Source organism: Haloarcula hispanica ATCC 33960, assembly GCF_000223905.1.
Lineage (GTDB): Archaea > Halobacteriota > Halobacteria > Halobacteriales > Haloarculaceae > Haloarcula > Haloarcula hispanica.
Window position 1 is genome coordinate 130,963 of sequence record NC_015948.1, and the last position, 18,347, is coordinate 149,309.

Below are 18,347 nucleotides of genomic sequence, written 5' to 3' on the forward strand. Positions count from 1 at the left end.
AGCACATGCCTTCCGTCGAAGCCGGCGAGACGTTCACCGAGACGCGGACGTTCCAGCCCGAAGATGTCGACCAGTTCGCTGCCCTCTCCGGAGACGACCAGCCTCGCCACACGGAGCCTGACGGAGATGGTCGGCGGATGGTTCAGGGGCTGCTCACCGCGTCGCTGTTGACCAGTATCGGCGGCGACCTCGAAGTGCTCGCCTCGCAGATGGACCTGCAGTTCCAGCGCCCGGTGTACACCGGTGAGACGCTAGTCTGCGAGCTGACGGTAGTGAACGTTGACCCACGTCCCGACGCCGGCGTCGCTCTCGTGGGCGACGTGACCGTCCGGCGCAGCAATCGCGGCGACGAACCCAGTCAGGCCGACACAGCCGCGGCGAAATCGACCGATGGCGACACCGCTGACACCGTCGTGCTCGAAGCGACTGTCGAGGGAATAATCAGGGAATGAGCTGTTCGCCGTCGTCGTCGTAAATCGTGATGGCGTCGACCGGACAGGACCGGGCCGCGAACTTCGCGTCCAGTTCGGCGTCGTCGGGGACCTCCCGGACAAACACGTCCTCCTCGCGTTCCTCGCTGTCCGCCAGCACCGCCTTGCCGGCGTCCTCGTCGCGCTCGAAGGCGTCCCACTCGGCGACACACTGGAACATCCCGATACAGGTGTCGTAGTCGTACTCGACTCGCATACCTCGTGTTGGCCGCTCGCGGGCAAAGGCGTTCCCCCTCGGTGCTCGATCCGCCAGTGAGTCGATGCGGTTGCAGTGCGACAGTTTAAATCGGGACAGGACCCAAGCGGGGTGTAATGGACGTTGCGGACCTGCCGGGCGTGCCCGAGTGGCTCCCGGACCACCTGCGCGACGACGGTATCGAGGAGCTGTATCCGCCCCAGGCCGAGGCTGTCGAGGCCGGCGTCACCGAGGGGGAGAACCTGGTCGCGTCGATTCCGACGGCGAGCGGGAAGACGCTCATCGCCGAGCTAGCGATGCTCTCCTCGGTCGCCCGCGGCGGCAAGGCGCTGTACATCGTCCCGCTTCGGGCGCTGGCCAGCGAGAAGCAGGCCGACTTCGAGGAGTTCGAACAGTACGGCCTCGACATCGGCGTTTCGACGGGCAACTACGAGTCGGAAGGTGGGTGGCTCGCGGACAAGGATATCGTCGTCGCCACCAGCGAGAAAGTTGACTCGCTGGTCCGCAACGACGCCCCCTGGATCGAGGACCTCACCTGCGTCGTCACCGACGAAGTCCACCTCGTCGACGACGGCGAGCGGGGGCCGACACTGGAGGTGACGCTGGCGAAGCTCCGGCGGCTCAACCCCGACCTGCAGACCGTCGCGCTGTCGGCGACCATCGGCAACGCCGAGGCGCTGGCGACGTGGCTCGATGCGGGGCTCGTCGACTCTGATTGGCGGCCTATCGACCTCCAGAAGGGGGTCCACTACGGGCAGGCGCTGCACCTCGAAGACGGGAGCCAGCAGCGACTCTCGGTACAAAACAACGAGAAGCAGACGGCGGCAATCGTCCGCGACACGCTGGAAGACGACGGGTCGACGCTGGTGTTCGTCAACTCCCGGCGCAACGCCGAGGCGGCGGCGGGCCGACTGGCGAACACCGTCCGGCCCCACCTTACCGCCGAGGAGCGGGACCAGTTGGCCGACATCGCCGAGGAGATCCGCGACGTGAGCGACACGGAGACGAGCGACGACCTCGCGGACGCCGTCGCGGACGGGGCGGCGTTCCACCACGCCGGCCTCTCCCGGGGCCACCGCGAACTCGTCGAGGACGCCTTCCGGGACCGGCTAGTGAAGGTCGTCTGCGCGACGCCGACGCTCGCGGCCGGCGTCAACACGCCCTCGCGGCGCGTCGTCGTCCGCGACTGGCGGCGCTACGACGGCTCGGCCGGCGGAATGGCCCCGCTCTCGGTGCTCGAAGTGCATCAGATGATGGGGCGGGCAGGCCGCCCGGGACTCGACCCCTACGGCGAGGCTGTTCTCATCGCGTCCAGCCACGACGAAGTGGACGAGCTGTTCGAGCGCTACGTCTGGGCCGACCCGGAGCCGGTCCGGTCGAAACTCGCGGCCGAACCGGCGCTGCGGACCCACATCCTCGCGACCGTCGCCTCCGGCTTCGCCCGCTCGCGGGAGGGGCTGCTGGAGTTCCTCGAACAGACGCTGTACGCCAGCCAGACCGACGACAGCGGCCAACTGGAACGCGTCGTCGACGACGTGCTCACGTACCTCCAGCGCAACGACTTCCTCGAAATCGAGGGCGGAGAGCTGGATGCTACCTCGCTGGGCCACACTGTCTCACGGCTCTACCTTGACCCGATGAGCGCCGCCGAAATCGTCGACGGCCTCCGGGACTGGGAGCGCGGCGCAAGTGACAGCACCTCCGCGAGCGGGTCGCCGGCTGACGCACCCGCTGAACCGCCGGCAGACAGCGGCTTCACCACCGCCAGCGAACTGGCCGAGGATGCCGATGGGAGCGACGACGCCGACGCGGACCCGGATGACATCTCCGCGCTGGGCCTGTACCACCTCGTCTCACGGACGCCGGACATGTACCAACTGTATCTCCGGTCGGGCGACCGGGAGGAGTACGAGATGGAACTGTTCGAACGGGAGGACGAACTGCTCGGCCCCACCCCCTCGGAGTTCGAGGAGGGCCGCTTTGAGGACTGGCTTTCGGCGCTGAAGACCGCCCGCCTGCTCGAAGACTGGGCGACGGAGGTCGACGAGGCGACGATCACGGAGCGCTACGGCGTCGGCCCGGGCGACATCCGCGGGAAAGTCGAAACCGCCCAGTGGCTGCTCGGGGCCGCTGAATCGCTGGCCAGCGAGGTCGATCTGGACGCTGCGCGGGCCATCAGCGAGGCCCGCATCCGCGTCGAACACGGCGTCCGGGAGGAACTGGTCGACCTGGCCGGCGTCCGCGGCGTCGGCCGCAAGCGCGCCCGCCGGCTGTTTCAGGCCGGTATCACCGACCGCGCACAGCTCCGGGACGCCGATAAGTCGGTCGTCCTGGCGGCGCTCCGGGGCCGCCGGAAAACGGCCGAGAACGTGCTGGAGAACGCCGGCCACCGCGACCCGTCGATGGAGGGCGTCGAACCCGCAGCCGACGTGTCCGTCGACCTCGACGACGAGGCGGACACCGACACGAACGCCGAAGCGGCGGCGAACGAGGACCAGTCGAGCCTGGGTGATTTCTGATGCGGGTCGTCGAGGGCACTGCCGATATCGACGACGTGGGGGCGTTCGTGGAGACGCTCAGTGCAATCGGTGACCGCCACGATGTCACGGTACAGGCGTTCGACGCCCGCTACGTCGTGGACCAGGCCCACCTCGAACTGGCCGTCGAACTTGCGACGCGGGCCCACGACCGGGGCGAAGGCATCGCCGAGGACTTCGGCGTGGAGATCCTGCTGTACGCGGCCGGTCGCCGCCAGATCAACCGCGCGCTGACGATGGGCGTCAGCAAGGGGACCTGTCCCGTCGTCGTGGCCGTCGTCGACCCCGACTCTGGAGATACGCACGAAGGAAATGAGGGCGATGACGCTATCGCGGCAGCTGTGGACGAGGTCCGTGACCACCTCACGCCCCGGCCGACGCTTGGCGCGTACGACGAAGACCGCGTCCGGTCGTTCTTCGACGTGACGGACACCGAGCTCGCAGCGACGGCGGGCGGGATTCCCGACGCCGTCCGAGAGCGCGTCGCGCTGTTGCCGGTCGAGAAGTAGCGACAGTATTTTTGACAACGACCGTGTTATATTCACACATGGATCCACAGCGGACGGCACGGCAGCGGGCCAGCGAGCGCGCCCGCCGGGTCGAGGCGACGGTCGACCGCACCACCGGTGGGGCCGCGTACCCGGTCCGCGTGGAGGAACTGGCAGACGAGTACGGCAGCGCCGACCCGCCCGCCGGGGACCTCTCGGCCGCGATCGAGGGCGGCACCGACGGTGAGTTCGACTCGCCGACGGAGGTCCGGGCGGCCATCCGGCAGGTGACACCACAGGAGGGCAGCCGTACCGAGGCGACGTTTGACGAGCGCGAACAGTCGTGACCGACCTGGAGACGCCGCTGCGGATCGGCGGCGTCGAGGTCCCTAATCGGCTGTACCGCGCACCGGTACTGGAGTGTGCGGGCAACGGCGCGGCCGCAGTCGACACGCTTATCGACGAACTCGGACCGACGGCAGCCTCCGGTGTCGGCCTCCTCTTTCAGGGGGCGAGCATCGTCACCGACCGCGGCGGCTGTGCCGCGCCGAACATGACGCGTGTCCACGACCCGGCCTTCGTCGAGCGCCTCGAACGGCTCACCGGTGCGATTCACGACCACGGCGGCCGGGTCTTCCTGCAACTGGCCCACGGCGGTCTCCGGAGCATGGCGACGTGGCACACCGAGTACCGCCGACAGCACCCGGACCAGCGCCAGCTCGCCGTCAGCCACCCGCCGTGGCAGCTCCAGATGCTTGACCGGCTTGGCCTGATTTCGCTCCAGCCGGATGTGCTCTCGACAGAGGAGGTATGGGCCCTGGCCGAGCAGTTCGGGCGCTGTGCCGGCTACGCCGTCGAGGCGGGATACGACGGCATCCACCTTTCTGCGGCGAACATGAGCCTTATCCAGCAGTTCCTCTCGCCGTTTTACAACCGTCGGAACGACCAGTTCCGGGACGGCGTCCGCTTCCTCGAAGCAATCCACGACGCCGTTCGGGAACACGCCGGCGACGTGCCGCTGGTCACGAAGGTCCCAGCTGAGACCGCTGCGCCGAGTTTCGTTCGACGGCATCTCACTCGGAGGGATGGCGTGGCTATCGCGACGCGAGCGGCGGCTATCGGCTATGATGGTCTCGTTCCGGTCGAGGTGTCCCCGTTCTGGGACATGAGCATTGTCCGTGGTGCGTTTCCGGACCGGGCCTGGGACGCGAGTGACCTGCAGGACGACTACGCAGCAGTCTTCGGCGGCCGACTACGAGCGCGTGCCGTTCAGTTGCTTAATCGCCTGCAAGCCTGCCGTTTCAGCCGCGACCCGGGGTGGAACGCCGACTTCTGCCGGGCGGTCCGCGAGCGCGTGGACGTGCCGGTTCTGCTGGAGGGCGGACTTCGGACGCGGGCCGACTGCGATCGGTTCCTCGGAGCGACTGGAACCGTCCCCGCCGCCGATGCGGTCGGAATGGCTCGCCCGTTCTACGCGGAGCCGCGGCTCGGCGCTCGCCTGCTCAAGGGCGCAGACGCGCTGTGTGAGAGCTGTAACAACTGCACTGTCCCGCAGGTCACCGGCGAACCGGGTCGCTGTCGGACGCCGGCTATCGTCCGCGAGCAAGCCCGACTCCAGCGAGACGGTGCGTACGAGCGACCCGAGTGACCGATTTCGGACGCTCCCGCCGTGATAACTGGGCGGATACAAAGGCTCATACGCCCTCGGTCCCGAACGAACGCCGATGACGACAGGGATTTCGTCCGAGCGCGTCGAACTGTCCGTCGACGGTGAGGACGTCGATATTCACTACCGGACCGGCGGCGAGGGGCCGCCTTTGGTGTTTCTCCACGGCATTGGGCTGGACGCCGCGACAGTTTCGTGGCGTCACGCACTCCCCGCACTCGCGCCGGAACGGACGGTGTACGCACTCGATCTGCCGGGCCACGGCGACAGCGACAAGCCTGACCGCGCGTACACGACCGATTACTATCTCGAGACTCTGTCCGAGTTCATCGACGCGCTCGGTATCGAGGAACCCGCGCTGGCCGGCCTTTCGATGGGCGGCGCAATCGCGCTCGGACACGCGCTCGACGGCGGTCCGGTCGAGCGGCTGGTACTGGTCGATAGCTACGGGCTGGGAGCCGACGCCTACTGGCGCACAGCGGCCAGCAGCGTCTTGCAGACACCGATACTCGGAAATATGCTCTGGCAGGGTGTGGGATCGTCCCAGTCGGCGATCAGAAACAGTCTCCGAAGCATGGGTCCCGGGGAGCCACCCCAGCAACTGGTCGAGGACGTCGACAGCGTCGTCGACCGGCAGACGGTCCGGGCGATGCGGCGCTGGCAGCGCAGCGAGTTCCAGTGGTGTGGCTTCCGGACCGACTACTCCGACCGGTTAGCGGAAATAGACGTGCCGACGATGTTGATTCACGGGGCCGTCGACCCACTGCTCCCCCGTCGGTGGTCCGAGCAGGCGGCCGGGACGGTCACTGATAGCACGCTGAAAATCTTCGAGAACTGCGGGCACTGTCCGCCGCGGGAACACCCCGACCGTTTCAACCGGGCCGTTCGAGCGTTCTGCTGACTATTCTGGCAGGTCGTCGATGAGGACGACCGCTTCGCCGTCGATGACCACTTCGTCGTCCGCGAGGACCCGCGTGGTTAGCCGGTACTGCTCGTCGCCGAGATCCTCGACGATCTCACACTCGGCGGTGAGTCGGTCGCCGATACGGACCGGGTTGTGGAACTCCAGGTCCTGTGAGAGATAGATCGTCAGCCCAGGCAGGCGTGCCAGGGCCGCGCTGATGAGGCTGCCGACGAGCGTCCCGTGGGCGATGCGGCCGCGGAAGCGCGTCTGCTCTGCGAACTCGTCGTCCAGGTGAAGCGGGTTCGTGTCGCCGCTCGCGGCGGCGAACTGTTGCACGTCGTTCTCCGAGATCGTCTTCGTGAAATCGACGTGGTCGCCGACGCCGAGGCGGCCCGGGTGGTCTTCGGAGATCGAGACGTGCCATTCCGGGAGATCTTCGTCCGGCTCGATACGGTCTGCGGGCGTGACGCCGTTCTCGTCCTCCTGCTGGACGCCGAACGCAGCGAACGCTGCCCGGTTAGCTGCGACGACGCTGTTGAACATATGTGACGATGTTTCAGTCCATGTGTCTAACAGCGGGTTTCGTGGCGATTCAGAACTCATCTGTTCTGCTAATTTATTGGTCGGAGTATTAAACCTTGGTGTTGGTTTCGCCTCAGATGTCGGTAAATACCGTCTAACGGGCGTCAGACGTGTATCTGGGGTTGAAGTTATCGGTGCTACAGAGCGTAGCACGTCCCTCGACGCTCCTCAATCGGTAATACCATTCTCTACCAATCAATGGTATTCAATGGGTTTCAGCGGAAAGTTTATATTGTTGAGGAGAGTACATGTAGTTGACCGATGGCCGACGAGGATGATGGCCTGCTGTGGCCTCCGATGTTCAAGGGGATGCAACAGGCAAGCGAGAACGCGATGGAACAGCAACAGCAGCTGATGAAACAGATGTTCGCCAGCGGTGGCATGCCGAGTTTCGATATGAATCAGCTCGGTGCCATGAGCCAGATGGCGACGTTCAAGACCCGCGTGCAAAGCGGGGGTCGGATCAGCATCCCCGATGCGGAGCGAGAGGCGCTGGGCATCGACGAAGGCGATATCGTTCAAGCCGTCGTCCTCCCGGTCACTAACAACAACAGCGAGTAATCCAACAATGGTAGACTACACAACCCCCGTCACGACAGCGTTCGAGATGCAGCGTACCACGATCGAGCAGAGCCAGAAGGCGCTCGAACAGAGCGTTTCCTTCCAGCAAAACGTCAACAGCGCGGTCATCGACAGCCTCGACACACAGGAGTCGGCACAGCGCCGCGGTGTCGAGCTCCAGCAGACCGCGTTCCACAGCTATCTCGACGCGATGGCGTCGACGATGCCCGGCATGACCGAGACTGTCGAGCAGATCCGCGAGACCGTCGACGAGCAGTTCGACTTCCTGCTCGAGAACCACGCCGAAGTCTTCGACAACATGGAAACGGAGCTCGAAGAGGGCGCTGACACCTACGACGAGATGACCGACGAGTACGTCACCGCCGTCAACGATCAGGTCGATATGCTCGTCGAGGCCCACGAGGAACTCGAAGCGCAGTCTGTCGAGGCCGCCGAGCAGTTCGGCGAGCAACTCGAAGAAGTGCAGGAGCAGGTCGAAGAGATTCAGGAACAGGTCGAGGAAGTGCAGGCCGAAGCCGCCGACGCTGTCGACGTCGAAGCGTAAGTACGACAGTCGGTTTTTTTGTGCGCCCGCCGCCGAGGTACTATTATGAGTAATACAAACAACATTCAGGAGGAATGGACGGAGATGGTTGAGGAGATGAACAATGCGGTCGCTGACTCGATGGAGCAGAACATGAAGGCACAGGCGGCCTTCGTGGAGTCGTGGGCCGACGCCGTCGAGGACACGATTCCCAAAGAAGAGGACCTTGCCGACGGGATGGATGGCTACAACCGCGCCTACGAAGAGTGGATCGACGCCGCCGAGCAGATGGTCGAGCGCTCGACCGACGCCGCGCAGGGCGAGGATGTCGACCCCGCCGAGTTCCGTGATATCTGGCTGCAGTCCGCCAACGAGGCGTTCAAACACGTCATGGGAACCTCGGCCTTCGCGGCCGCCAACGGCCAGCTCGTCGAGTCGATGATGGAGATGCAACAGGAGGCCGACGACCTGAGTCAGGACGCTCTGGAGCAGATGGGTTTCCCAACGCGCAACGATGTCGACGAAGTTGCTGAGCGGCTCATCGAACTGGAGCGCCGTCAGCACGCGGTCGAACAGAAGCTTGACCGCGTTCTCGAACACCTGGAAGAGTAACTCATGTCCAGCAACCCGTTTAATCCGTTCGAAGCCGCGCTCAACTGGCAGCGCAAGACGCTGGAAAACATGACCGACGCCGCCGAGACGAGTCAGATTGCCGACGAGCGACTGGAGCTGATGGAGTCCGTCGAAGTCGGCCAGACGCCCAGCGACGTCGTCTACGAGGAGAACAAGCTCGAACTCCTCCACTACGACGCCGAGGCCACCGGCATCGAGGTCGCCGAGGAGGACAAGGAAGCCGTGCCGATTCTCATCGTGTACGCGCTCATCAACCGGCCGTACATCCTCGACCTGCAGGAAGAGCGGTCGGTCGTCCGACGCCTGCTTGAGGCGGGCCACGACGTGTACCTCATCGACTGGAACGAGCCGTCGCGGCTCGACCAGCACCTCACGCTCGATGACTACGTCAACCGATACATGGATAACTGCGTCGACGTGGTCCGCGAGCGCTCCGGCCAGGACGCCATCAACATCCTCGGCTACTGTATGGGCGGCACGATGTCGGTGATGTACACCGCGCTCCACAAGGAGAAAGTCAACACCCTGGGCCTGATGGCCGCTGGGCTGTGCTTCGATCACACCGGCGGCGTCCTCGAAGAGTGGGGCTCCGAGGAGTACTACTCCCCGCAGGACGTCGTCGATACGTTCGGCAACGTCCCCTCGGACATGCTCGACATCGGCTTCGCGCTGATGGACCCCGTCGAGAACTACGTCACGAAGTACATCCGGTTCGCGGAGAACATGGAGAACGAGGGCTTCGTCGAGAACTTCGGCCGGATGGAGCAGTGGCTCGGTGACGGTATCGACGTCGCCGGCGAGGCCTACGTTCAGTTCCTCGAAGACGTGTATCAGGACAACAAACTCTACAAGAACGAGCTTGAGCTCAACGGCAAGCACGTCGACCTGGACAACATCGACATGCCCGTCCTCCAGCTCATGGGCGAGTACGACCACCTCATCCCGCCGGAGGCCTCCAAGCCGTTCAACGACGTCATCGCCAGCGACGACACGCGAACCATCGAGTTCTCGACGGGCCACATCGGTCTCTCCGTCTCGTCGTCGACCCACGCTGACCTCTGGCCCGAGGTCGCCGAGTGGTACTCCGAGCGCAGCACGGGGGGCGAGGAAGTCGATATCGAGGTCGAGTCCCCTGAAGACGACACAGTGGACCAGTCGGAATCCACTGATATCGAGGTTGACGCGACTGACGATGTCGATGCCGACGCTACCGAGGACGACGCCGACGCAGCCGACGAACCCGCCGACGTCGATAGCGTCTCCGGTATCGGCCCCACCTACGCCGAACGGCTGCACGCCGCCGGCATTCACAGCGTCGCGGACCTGGCCGAGTACGACGCGGCCGAACTGGCCGATATCGCCGAAACCACCGAATCCCGCGCGCAAGACTGGCTCGACCAACTGTAATCCGGCGGCGTTTTTCTGTTTCCCGTTGCACGACCAGCTATGCGCGTCTCGGTCATCGGCGGCTCGACAGTTACCGACGAACAGTACCAACAGGCACGCGAGGTCGGGAAACTACTCGGTGAGCACGGCCACGACGTCGTCTGTGGCGGTCTCACGGGTGTGATGGAAGCCGTCTGTCGCGGTGCGAGCGAGGCGGGCGGTCACACTCTCGGTATTTTACCCGGCGAGCGCCGGGCCGACGCGAACGACTACGTCCAGACAGCTATCGCGACGGGGATGGGAAACGCCAGAAACGTCCTCGTCGTGATGAACGGCGCGGCCGTCATCGCCGTTGACGGCGGCACCGGAACGCTCTCGGAACTCGGCCACGCCCTCGACATAAATCGCCCAGTCGCCGGGCTCGGTACCCACCGCCTCGACGGCGTGGCCGACGGCGACGCCATCGAACACGTCGACACCCCTGCCGAGGCTGTCGCATACGTTGAGTCTGCCGTGCAGTAGCCGTCGTTTCAGTCGAGTAGCCGTCTCAGTACCGCCGCAACAACGAGGTTCCCAACGCCAAGCAGCCTGACCCGACGATGGGCCCCGTCCTGTGGCGTGAACTCCACCGACAGCACCCAGCGATAGCCCAGCCGCGCCAGCGACAGTAACAGCCCCGGAACGAGCAGATGAAGCGCGCCCGCTAGTGCTGTTCCGACCCACAGCAACCGCCGTTCGGTCCGTGTCAGGTCCATACCGACTCAAAGGGATACGTCGGTTTGACCGTGGCGTCTACTTCGTGATAGTAGGATTCTTAGGGGCGAGACGGCGTTCACCGCGGCTACGCTATCGTCATAGCGTCGTTATCCACCTATACTGAAAACAAAAATAGAGAATCGCACCGATTCTTCACGAGGTCGACGGGCGAGGCAGGCATCCGCGGCCGAAGGCCGCGGTTCTCGGAATCGCCGCTTTGCGGCGATTCCGCCTTTTTCGCCAATGTGGCTTGCCTCGCGGGTCACTTCGTTCCCCGCTCGGCGTGCCGAGGTTTCTTCGAAACCTCGCTTACATCATGCCGCCCATACCGCCGCCCATGCCGCCCATGCCGCCGCCCATTCCGCCGGGCGCGCCGCCTGGGCCGCCGGGTCCGCCTTCGTCCTCGTCGTCGTCGCCCTGGCCACCCTTGAGGTCGCCAGCAGCGATGACGTCGTCGATGCGGAGGATCATGACGGCTGCTTCGGTTGCGCTTTCGACGGCCTGGGTCTTGACACGGAGGGGCTCGACGACGCCGTCCTCTTCCATGTCGACGACCTCACCCGTGTACGCGTCAAGCCCGGAGGTGACTGCGCCACCGTCGTGCTTGCTTCGGAGGTCGACCAGCGAGTCGATCGGGTCGAGACCGGCGTTCTCCGCGAGAGTGCGCGGGATGACGTCGATGGCATCGGCGAAGGCCTCGACGGCGAGCTGCTCGCGGCCACCGACGGAGTCGGCGTGGTCTCGGAGACCGAGGGCGAGCTGCGTCTCGGGGGCACCGCCGCCGGGCAGGACCTTGCCGTCCTCCAGCGTAGCGGCGACGACGCCGAGCGAGTCCTCGATGGCGCGCTCGACTTCGTCGACGACGTGTTCGGTGCCGCCGCGGAGGATCATCGTGACAGCGCGGGCGTCCTCGACGTCCTCGACGAAGATGCGCTCGTCGCCGGCGATGTCCTTCTGGGCGACGGAGCCGGCGAAGCCGAGGTCGTCGGCTTCGATGTCGTCGATGTTCGAGATGATGCGCGCGCCGGTCGAGCGCGAGAGCGCTTCGATGTCGGACTTCTTGGCGCGGCGCACGGCCAGAATGCCTTCCTGAGCGAGGTAGTGCTGGGCCATGTCGTCGATGCCCTTCTGGCAGAAGACGACGTCAGCACCGGCTTCTTTGAGCTGATCGACCATCTCCTTGAGCTGCTCTTCTTCCTGGTCGAGGAACTGCTGGAGCTGGTCGGGGTCGGTGACGTTGACTTCGGTGTCGAGTTCCGTTTCCGGAACCTCGATGGCCGTGTCGAGCAGGGCCACGTCGGCGTCCTCGACGGCGAACGGCATGTTGTCGTGGACGCGTTCCTTGTCGACGATGACGCCTTCGACGAGTTCGGACTCATCGGTTGCGCCGCCGACGACGGTTTCGATCTGGATGTTGTCTGTGTCGACGCTGCCGTCGTCGTCGACGACGGACTGTGCGGCGCGAACGACGAGTTCGGCGAGGATGTCCTTGGAGGACTCCGCGCCCTTGCCGGTCATCGCCGTCGCGGCGACCTTTTCGAGGGTCTCCGTGTCGTCGGCGTCGACGTCGATGGCGTTGTCCTCGAGAATCTCCTTGGCCTTCTCTGCGGCCTGGCGGTACCCCTGAGCCAGGATGCTGGCGTGGATGTCCTGGTCGAGGAGTTCCTCGGCCTTCGAGAGGAGTTCGCCGGCCATGACGACCGCCGTGGTCGTGCCGTCGCCCACTTCGTCTTCCTGGGTCTGGGCGACCTCAACGATCATGTTGGCGGCGGGGTGCTCGATGTCCATCTCGTCGAGGATGGTGACGCCGTCGTTCGTGACGACGACTGAGCCCGAGTTGTCGACGAGCATCTTGTCCATGCCCTTCGGACCCAGTGTCGTCCGAACGGCCTCGGCGACGGCCGTCCCGGCCGTGATGTTCATCGACTGCGCGTCCTTTCCGGATGTCCGCTGGGACTCCTCGGAAAGTACAATCATGGGCTGGTTGCCCATCTGCTGTTGAGCCATAGTCAAACGATGATTGAATGTGCTTCTATATAAAAGCTGTGGTGCCGGACGCTGTATCGCCCGACTACATGCCACACTCGTCGGTGTGATACCGTATCACGTAGGTGGTTTATATACCCTTTCAGGGGCGCTCAGCGGCCCATTCCGAACCGCCGGTGGCGCAGTTCGGGGGTAATCTGGATGCGAGAGATGTCCTGGCCGGTTCGGTACCAGACAAACGCCGCTCTGGTGAACAGTTCGCGACACTCGATGCGGACCTCACGGGGGTTGCCCTCGGTCCGCTCGTGGATGTCCTCGATTGCGGCCCGCGTAAACAGGTCCGGGGCCTGCCCCTCGTAGGGGTCGCCCCGGAAGTACGCCAGCGAGCGAGCGGCGTACTCGGCCACGTCGTCCGGCGAGAACGGGTCGATGCCCTCGTAGTAGCGAAGCCGTGAGTCGAGCGTTCCCCGGATCTCCGCCACCCGCCGCTTCCCCTCCGGTGTTCCGGTGAGGAACAGCCGGACGCCGGCGTCGCCGGCCACCTGCAGCGGCGACAGCAGGTCCGCCTCCAGCACCTCGATTTCGTCGACGACCAGCAGAAGCGTCTTGCCGTCCTCGCGTACGCGACGGACGATTTCGTGGACGGCGTCTTTCGCTTCAGCGGTCGCCCACGGAATCCCGTCTCGGACCTGCGAGTAGTTGCGCTGGTCGATGGAGTAGCCCGCGGCGTAGGCGGCGGTTAGCACCGTCTGGTACAGTTTTCGCGGCGTCGTCTCGCGTGGATTGTCCAGATGCGTGATGACAAAGCCCTCGTGTTTCGAAAGGTCACGCAGGACGATTTCCCGGAAGGCCGTCTTTCCGGTGCCGTAGGGACTCACTAATCCGATGTGCTGGTCCTGCAGGAGCCAGGACGTGACCTGATTCAGCATCTCGGTGTCGTGGCGGACGTACAGCGGCTCGGGCATGTGGTCCAGCCCGGCTTCCTCGGTAAACGGGAGGTCTGTCACGGTATCGGCGGTCCCGCCCAGCGCCTCGCCGAAGGCCAATAGTCGCTGTTCGACCTCCTGCAACTGGTCCAGTAACACGCCGGCGGTGGCGCTCTCGGAACGTTCTTCTTCCTCGGACCGGAGCGATTCGAGCCGGTCCATTACCTCGGAAACCGACTGACCCGCGCCGCTGGTCCCCGATTGCTCTGTGTCGTCCACCACGGCTATCTCTCTCAGTGTTGCCCGTCCGGCGCGTTATATGTTACGCCCCGAATTTCGGGGAAGATAACGCGACCTACCGTCAGTTGCGAACTGACTACAACGGGAGCGGGAACGGAACCGAGCCGTAGGCGTACCCTTCCATGCTGCCGTCCGGCCGGGCGCGGAAGACGATGGTCGGCGAGTAGCCGACATCGGGCTGTTCGCCGTAGACCCGCCGCCAGTCGTCGTCCGGGAAGGAACTGCAGTCGACGACGAGGACGGCTCCGGGGTGGGCCGCTAGCTGGTCGCGAGTCTTCGCGTCACCCGATGCTTTGACCGCGGCGATACCGGTGTTGACCTGCCGTCGGGACGGCGGCCGTGGGCGGGTGACCTCCACGAGCGTGTCCTCGACTCGGAAATCGACGGAGTGGCCCGAGTTCAGTTCGACCTCGGGTCTGATGTCGTTGCCCGCGTCGACGAGCAGTTTGGCGACGTTGAACTCGCCCATCGTCGCTCGCATCCGCGAGAGGTCAAAGCCCTCGCTGGTCCCGAGTTTGCTCGCCATCGTGTAGCGGTAGTCGTCGAGTTCGCCAGTCGCGAGGAAGTCGTCGTAAAACGCCAGCCCGTCCGCCCGGTCGGCGTCCGGGAAGCCGCTGGCGTGGTCCCGGAAGAACGTCCGTGTCGACTCCCGGCCGTCCTTCGAGAGAAACACGGGCAGGAAGAAGTGCGCCAGCGTCTCGTACTCGGTGAGCCACGGGTCCTCCACCTCTAACTGGGCGAACAGCTCACGCTGGACCCACTCGCTAATCTTGTCGGGCACCTCGTCGAACGTGTACTTCTCCGTTCGCCACAGCGTCTCCGGGGTCTCGGTGTTCCCGACCCAGTACGCGCGCTGGCCGTTCCAGCAAAACAGCGCCAGATCGCCGTTGTCCATCTCCAGTCGGCGCGCGGCCCACCCCTCCGGTGGGGCGAACCACGGACCGTTCATCGTCGCACCGAAGGTGTTCTGCAGCGGTGTCAGCAGGTCTGTCCGGACCCGCTTCTCGCTCCATCGCTCGTTCGACCGTCGCAGACGTAAGGGACCAGCCACAGGGCCGTGTAGACGGTCAGTGGTCTTGGGCGTTCCGCCCTATCGAGACACCCCGGTTCGGACTGCTCGCACACTCTGTAGGTCGTGTGGTACGGTTTCTGGGACCACCGTTACATTGATAGTCACTACCAGCCAAGTTTCACCGTGGTAACCTATGTCGATGGGAGCGTACGACGACGACGAACACGAACGCCGTGAACGCAAGAACAGCGAGGTCGACCTGTCGGAAGACGACGACCGGAGCACGTACCACGGGAGTGTTGACTACGACGGTGACGAGTCAACAGAAGAGCTGCTCGACCAGTTCAAGCAGATCAACTCTGACTGACGGCGGCCGTTCTCGACCGGTAGCGCAATAGCCCGACAGAGGCGGCCGTCACGGCTGTGACGGCTATCACATGACCGACCAGCGCCGCGAGCAGTACCGGCTGGTCAAGCACGAACGGAACGAGCACGAGCTGGAGGACGCCAAAGCCCCAGATCTCCAGGTCGGCCCGGATGAACACCCGCGCCGTCTCGGGGTCGAACCGGTAGCGCGCTGATCGCCACAGACCCGTGACGCTGGCCCACCAGCCCGTACCGATACGGTAGCTCACGTCCCAGAGGATGAGTAGGGTCAGATACACCACCAGTACCGGCGGCTCCGACCCGAACAGTTGGCCCAGAAGTGGCGTCGAGCTGACCTGCGGGTCGAAGACGAACAGGTGGGTGAGCAACGCCACGTACGCGAGGACGGACAGCACGACCTCGACGTTCGAGGCGAACAGCAGCGCGCGGTAGGTCGGTGGAACGTCGATACGGCGGATAAGCGTGCTGATTCGGAGCATCTCGGCGCTTCCGATGGTGGCGACGAACACGACGACCGTTCCGGCGATTGCGGCGCTCCAGACCTCGTAGTACCACGACAGAGCGACGATGGCGACCTCGAAGATGAGGAGCTGTATCGCCATCGCTGCCCACGTCGGTAGCCGAATCCCCGGCAGCGCGCCGATGATGCTCTCGTACACCCACGTTTCGCCGTATTCCGGACGGGCGCTATCCCCGCTCATCTGCCTGCACCACCCGTGGCCGCGGCCGCCTGCGCCGTTTCGCGACTCCGCGGTTCACTGAGGGCCAGCCTGACCGCGTCCGCGAACGGCGTCAGGTCGACGGCGAACTGTGCCTGAGCGGCCTCGGTGTCCGCGACCACTGGCGTCTTCAGTCCGTGGATGAGTGGCCGGGCGACGCTCGATGGCACGTCGGTCAGTAGACCGACCCAGTACGCAGACAGCTTCGGCGTCAGCACCGGTATTGGCACGATTTTCGGCTCGCCCGTGCCCATGATTCGCCCTGTCCGCCGCAGTATCTCCGCGTAGGTCAACACCTCCGGGCCGCCAATCTCGTAGGTCTCGCCGGCCGTCTCCGGCGTGTCGAGCACATCGACCAGATACGCGATGACGTCGTCGATAGCGATGGGATGACAGTCCGTGCGCACCCAACGCGGCGTGACCAGCACCGGCAGCCGCGTCGTTAGCTCGCGTATCATCCGAAAGCTGGCCGAGCCCGCGCCGATGATGATGGCCGCCCGGAACGTCGTCAGGTCGTACTCGCCCTCCTTGAGGAGGAACTCGACTTCGCGGCGCGACCGGAGGTGCTCGGACAGCGTCTCGTCGTCCTCGCCGAGGCCGCCGAGGTAGACGACTCGGTCGACGCCGGCCGCGTCGGCCGCCCGACGGAAGTTCCGCGCAGCGCGCCGGTCCCGCTCGGCGTAGTCGGTCCCGGCACGCATCGAATGGATGAGGTAGTACGCGACGTCGATTCCGGCGAGGGCGGCGTCGAAACTGCCCGCGTCGAGCAGGTCGCCTGTCGCCACGTCGACGCCGTCGGGCGGGGCGTACTCGCTCGGGTCGCGAACGAGCACGCGGACGCTGTGGCCGGCCGCGAGGAGCGCCGGGGCGAGGTGGCCCCCGACGAACCCCGTCGCACCGGTCACGAGGACGTGCATACCCTTCCTGCAGGACGGGACGGGGTTAAAACCGTGGCCTGTTCGTGTCGCCCGTCAGGACTGTCGAACGAGCGGCTCGTACCAGTCGCGGTTGTCGCGGTACCAGTCGATGAACTTCGCGACGCCCTCCCGGATGGTGTGGTCCGGGTCGTAGCCGAGCAGTTCCTCGGCGCGGTCGGTCGCGGCGTGGGTGTGTTCGGCGTCGGCGTCGTGGCGTTCCTCGTAGACCAGGTCGAGATCCGGGTCGATCTGGTCCCGGATCTCCGTCGCGAGCGTCTTGATCTCGATGTTGTCCGTCGAGCCGATGTTCACGGCCTTGCCGTCGGCGGCGTCCTCGTGAAGCAGCGTCATGTTTGCGTCGATGACGTCTTCGATGTAGGTGAAATCGCGGGTCTGCGTGCCGTCGCCGTAGATGACCGGCGGCTCGCCGTTGTGACACCGGGAGACGAAATTCGAGATGGCCATGTTCGGGCGCATCCGCGGGCCGTAGACGGTGAAATATCGCAACGCGACGGCGGGCAGGTCGTACACCTCGCTGTAGGCGCAGGCGTAGCGCTCGGCGGCGAGCTTCGACGCGCCGTAGGGTGAGACGGGCGTCGTGGGGTGTTGCTCGTCGTAGGGCAGGTACTCTGGCTTGCCATAAACGGAGGAGGAGGACGCCATCACGAACCGCTCGATGCCCTCGTCGCGGCAGGCGTCGAGGAGGTTCAGCGTGCCGTCGACGTTGACCTCGTCGTATTTGCGGGGGTTCTGGACGCTCGGGCGGACGCCGGCCTGGGCGGCCTGGTGGTAGACGTAGTCGGCGTCGGCGACGAGGTCCGTCACTAGCTCCGCGTCACGCACGTCGCCCTCGATGAACTCGTAGCTCCCGTCGCTGTTCCGGGCGGCCGCCTGTCCAGCTTCGATGTTGTGTTGCTTGATATCCAGATCGTAGAACGGGTCGCGGTTGTCCAATACGACCACATCGTGGCTGTCGGCGGCGAACCGCTGTGCCAGGTGGCCGCCGATGAACCCGGCACCCCCTGTGACCAGTATTTGCATTATCTGGACGGTGGCCATCGGACGACAAAAGTATGTCGAGAGTTAACTGTACTGAACTGTTCGAAGGGGCCAGCTACCTTGAAGTGTATACAGCGCATAAAAACTCGCTAATGGCCTCTAGAGCCTGCGACGGGTGCGATACGAACGTTTCGATAGCCGGCGGTATCGCCAACATCTGGTCGCAGGAGTCCAGACCGACCGAGGGCATCGTCCTCGAACTCGGCGACGACACCGAGCATTTCCTCTGTTACGACTGCATCGACCAGCTTCCCGACGACCGCGAGGTGACGGCGGCGGACGTGGCCGCCCTCTAAG

At 65.0% G+C, this 18,347-nt stretch carries 22 protein-coding genes; 13 read left to right on the forward strand and 9 right to left on the reverse strand.

Annotation, left to right across the window (positions count from 1 at the left end):
• Nucleotides 1-5 precede the first annotated feature (5 nt).
• Nucleotides 6-452 (forward strand): MaoC/PaaZ C-terminal domain-containing protein, encoded by a 447-nt coding sequence (locus HAH_RS00685; protein WP_014039161.1) that lies wholly within the window; start codon nucleotides 6-8, stop codon nucleotides 450-452.
• Here the strand turns inward: HAH_RS00685 and HAH_RS00690 are convergent.
• Complete coding sequence (locus tag HAH_RS00690; RefSeq protein ID WP_014039162.1) at nucleotides 442-687, reverse strand: ferredoxin; 246 nt, start codon at nucleotides 685-687, stop codon at nucleotides 442-444. The genes HAH_RS00685 and HAH_RS00690 overlap by 11 nt on opposite strands.
• Before the next feature lie 116 nt (nucleotides 688-803).
• Here HAH_RS00690 and HAH_RS00695 point away from each other — a divergent pair, with 116 nt between their 5' ends.
• The 5 genes from HAH_RS00695 (at nucleotide 804) to HAH_RS00715 (ending at nucleotide 6,279) form a co-directional block, all read left to right on the forward strand.
• On the forward strand, nucleotides 804-3,206 hold the full coding sequence (locus HAH_RS00695; protein WP_014039163.1) for an ATP-dependent DNA helicase: 2,403 nt from the start codon (nucleotides 804-806) through the stop codon (nucleotides 3,204-3,206).
• On the forward strand, nucleotides 3,206-3,733 hold the full coding sequence (gene cgi121, locus HAH_RS00700; protein ID WP_014039164.1) for a KEOPS complex subunit Cgi121: 528 nt from the start codon (nucleotides 3,206-3,208) through the stop codon (nucleotides 3,731-3,733). Before HAH_RS00695 ends, cgi121 begins: the two co-directional genes overlap by 1 nt.
• A gap of 38 nt (nucleotides 3,734-3,771) precedes the next feature.
• Nucleotides 3,772-4,059, forward strand: coding sequence for a hypothetical protein (locus HAH_RS00705; RefSeq protein WP_014039165.1), 288 nt, complete (start codon nucleotides 3,772-3,774; stop codon nucleotides 4,057-4,059).
• The gene (locus tag HAH_RS00710; RefSeq protein ID WP_014039166.1) at nucleotides 4,056-5,360 is read left to right on the forward strand and encodes an oxidoreductase; all 1,305 of its coding nucleotides are present in this window, start codon (nucleotides 4,056-4,058) and stop codon (nucleotides 5,358-5,360) included. Before HAH_RS00705 ends, HAH_RS00710 begins: the two co-directional genes overlap by 4 nt.
• Before the next feature lie 76 nt (nucleotides 5,361-5,436).
• Nucleotides 5,437-6,279: an alpha/beta fold hydrolase gene (locus tag HAH_RS00715; protein ID WP_014039167.1), complete on the forward strand. Its 843-nt coding sequence runs from the start codon at nucleotides 5,437-5,439 to the stop codon at nucleotides 6,277-6,279.
• On the opposite strand, the gene HAH_RS00720 is transcribed toward HAH_RS00715, so the two are convergent.
• A complete protein-coding gene (locus tag HAH_RS00720; RefSeq protein WP_008306979.1) occupies nucleotides 6,280-6,825 on the reverse strand; it encodes a MaoC family dehydratase in 546 nt (181 codons plus the stop codon).
• Between the two features lie 300 nt (nucleotides 6,826-7,125).
• Here HAH_RS00720 and HAH_RS00725 point away from each other — a divergent pair, with 300 nt between their 5' ends.
• From HAH_RS00725 to HAH_RS00745, 5 genes are read left to right on the forward strand one after another with little or no spacing between them, the layout of a single operon-like run.
• The gene (locus HAH_RS00725; protein ID WP_014039168.1) at nucleotides 7,126-7,425 is read left to right on the forward strand and encodes an AbrB/MazE/SpoVT family DNA-binding domain-containing protein; all 300 of its coding nucleotides are present in this window, start codon (nucleotides 7,126-7,128) and stop codon (nucleotides 7,423-7,425) included.
• A 7-nt stretch (nucleotides 7,426-7,432) separates the two neighbouring features.
• Nucleotides 7,433-7,990: a hypothetical protein gene (locus HAH_RS00730; protein ID WP_014039169.1), complete on the forward strand. Its 558-nt coding sequence runs from the start codon at nucleotides 7,433-7,435 to the stop codon at nucleotides 7,988-7,990.
• Nucleotides 7,991-8,035: 45 nt separating this feature from the next.
• Complete coding sequence (locus HAH_RS00735) at nucleotides 8,036-8,581, forward strand: poly(R)-hydroxyalkanoic acid synthase subunit PhaE (protein ID WP_014039170.1); 546 nt, start codon at nucleotides 8,036-8,038, stop codon at nucleotides 8,579-8,581.
• Between the two features lie 3 nt (nucleotides 8,582-8,584).
• Nucleotides 8,585-10,009 (forward strand): poly(3-hydroxyalkanoate) polymerase subunit PhaC, encoded by a 1,425-nt coding sequence (gene phaC / locus HAH_RS00740; protein WP_014039171.1) that lies wholly within the window; start codon nucleotides 8,585-8,587, stop codon nucleotides 10,007-10,009.
• A 39-nt stretch (nucleotides 10,010-10,048) separates the two neighbouring features.
• On the forward strand, nucleotides 10,049-10,510 hold the full coding sequence (locus tag HAH_RS00745; RefSeq protein ID WP_014039172.1) for a TIGR00725 family protein: 462 nt from the start codon (nucleotides 10,049-10,051) through the stop codon (nucleotides 10,508-10,510).
• 8 nt (nucleotides 10,511-10,518) lie between these two features.
• On the opposite strand, the gene HAH_RS00750 is transcribed toward HAH_RS00745, so the two are convergent.
• From HAH_RS00750 to HAH_RS00765, 4 genes are all read right to left on the reverse strand, one after another.
• A complete protein-coding gene (locus HAH_RS00750; RefSeq protein WP_014039173.1) occupies nucleotides 10,519-10,743 on the reverse strand; it encodes a hypothetical protein in 225 nt (74 codons plus the stop codon).
• Nucleotides 10,744-11,053: 310 nt separating this feature from the next.
• Nucleotides 11,054-12,736, reverse strand: coding sequence for a thermosome subunit alpha (gene thsA / locus HAH_RS00755; protein ID WP_008306969.1), 1,683 nt, complete (start codon nucleotides 12,734-12,736; stop codon nucleotides 11,054-11,056).
• 146 nt (nucleotides 12,737-12,882) lie between these two features.
• Complete coding sequence (locus tag HAH_RS00760; RefSeq protein ID WP_044951571.1) at nucleotides 12,883-13,878, reverse strand: ATP-binding protein; 996 nt, start codon at nucleotides 13,876-13,878, stop codon at nucleotides 12,883-12,885.
• A 154-nt stretch (nucleotides 13,879-14,032) separates the two neighbouring features.
• A complete protein-coding gene (locus tag HAH_RS00765) occupies nucleotides 14,033-15,007 on the reverse strand; it encodes a DUF5784 family protein (RefSeq protein ID WP_014039176.1) in 975 nt (324 codons plus the stop codon).
• A 154-nt stretch (nucleotides 15,008-15,161) separates the two neighbouring features.
• On the opposite strand from HAH_RS00765, the gene HAH_RS19795 reads away from it, so the two are divergent.
• The gene (locus tag HAH_RS19795) at nucleotides 15,162-15,335 is read left to right on the forward strand and encodes a DUF5786 family protein (protein WP_004516474.1); all 174 of its coding nucleotides are present in this window, start codon (nucleotides 15,162-15,164) and stop codon (nucleotides 15,333-15,335) included.
• Here the strand turns inward: HAH_RS19795 and HAH_RS00770 are convergent.
• Genes HAH_RS00770 through HAH_RS00780 form a run of 3 tightly spaced genes read right to left on the reverse strand, consistent with a single transcriptional unit; the run spans nucleotide 15,322 to nucleotide 18,032 of the window.
• Entirely contained in the window at nucleotides 15,322-16,056 is a 735-nt protein-coding gene (locus HAH_RS00770) for a DUF7530 family protein (RefSeq protein WP_014039177.1), read from the reverse strand. The genes HAH_RS19795 and HAH_RS00770 overlap by 14 nt on opposite strands.
• Nucleotides 16,053-16,991, reverse strand: a complete 939-nt coding sequence (locus HAH_RS00775; protein WP_014039178.1) for an NAD(P)H-binding protein — start codon at nucleotides 16,989-16,991, stop codon at nucleotides 16,053-16,055. Before HAH_RS00775 ends, HAH_RS00770 begins: the two co-directional genes overlap by 4 nt.
• 54 nt (nucleotides 16,992-17,045) lie before the next feature.
• Nucleotides 17,046-18,032 (reverse strand): SDR family oxidoreductase, encoded by a 987-nt coding sequence (locus HAH_RS00780; RefSeq protein WP_044951575.1) that lies wholly within the window; start codon nucleotides 18,030-18,032, stop codon nucleotides 17,046-17,048.
• A gap of 110 nt (nucleotides 18,033-18,142) precedes the next feature.
• Here HAH_RS00780 and HAH_RS00785 point away from each other — a divergent pair, with 110 nt between their 5' ends.
• Entirely contained in the window at nucleotides 18,143-18,346 is a 204-nt protein-coding gene (locus HAH_RS00785) for a DUF7561 family protein (protein WP_008306949.1), read from the forward strand.
• Nucleotide 18,347: the final 1 nt, after the last annotated feature.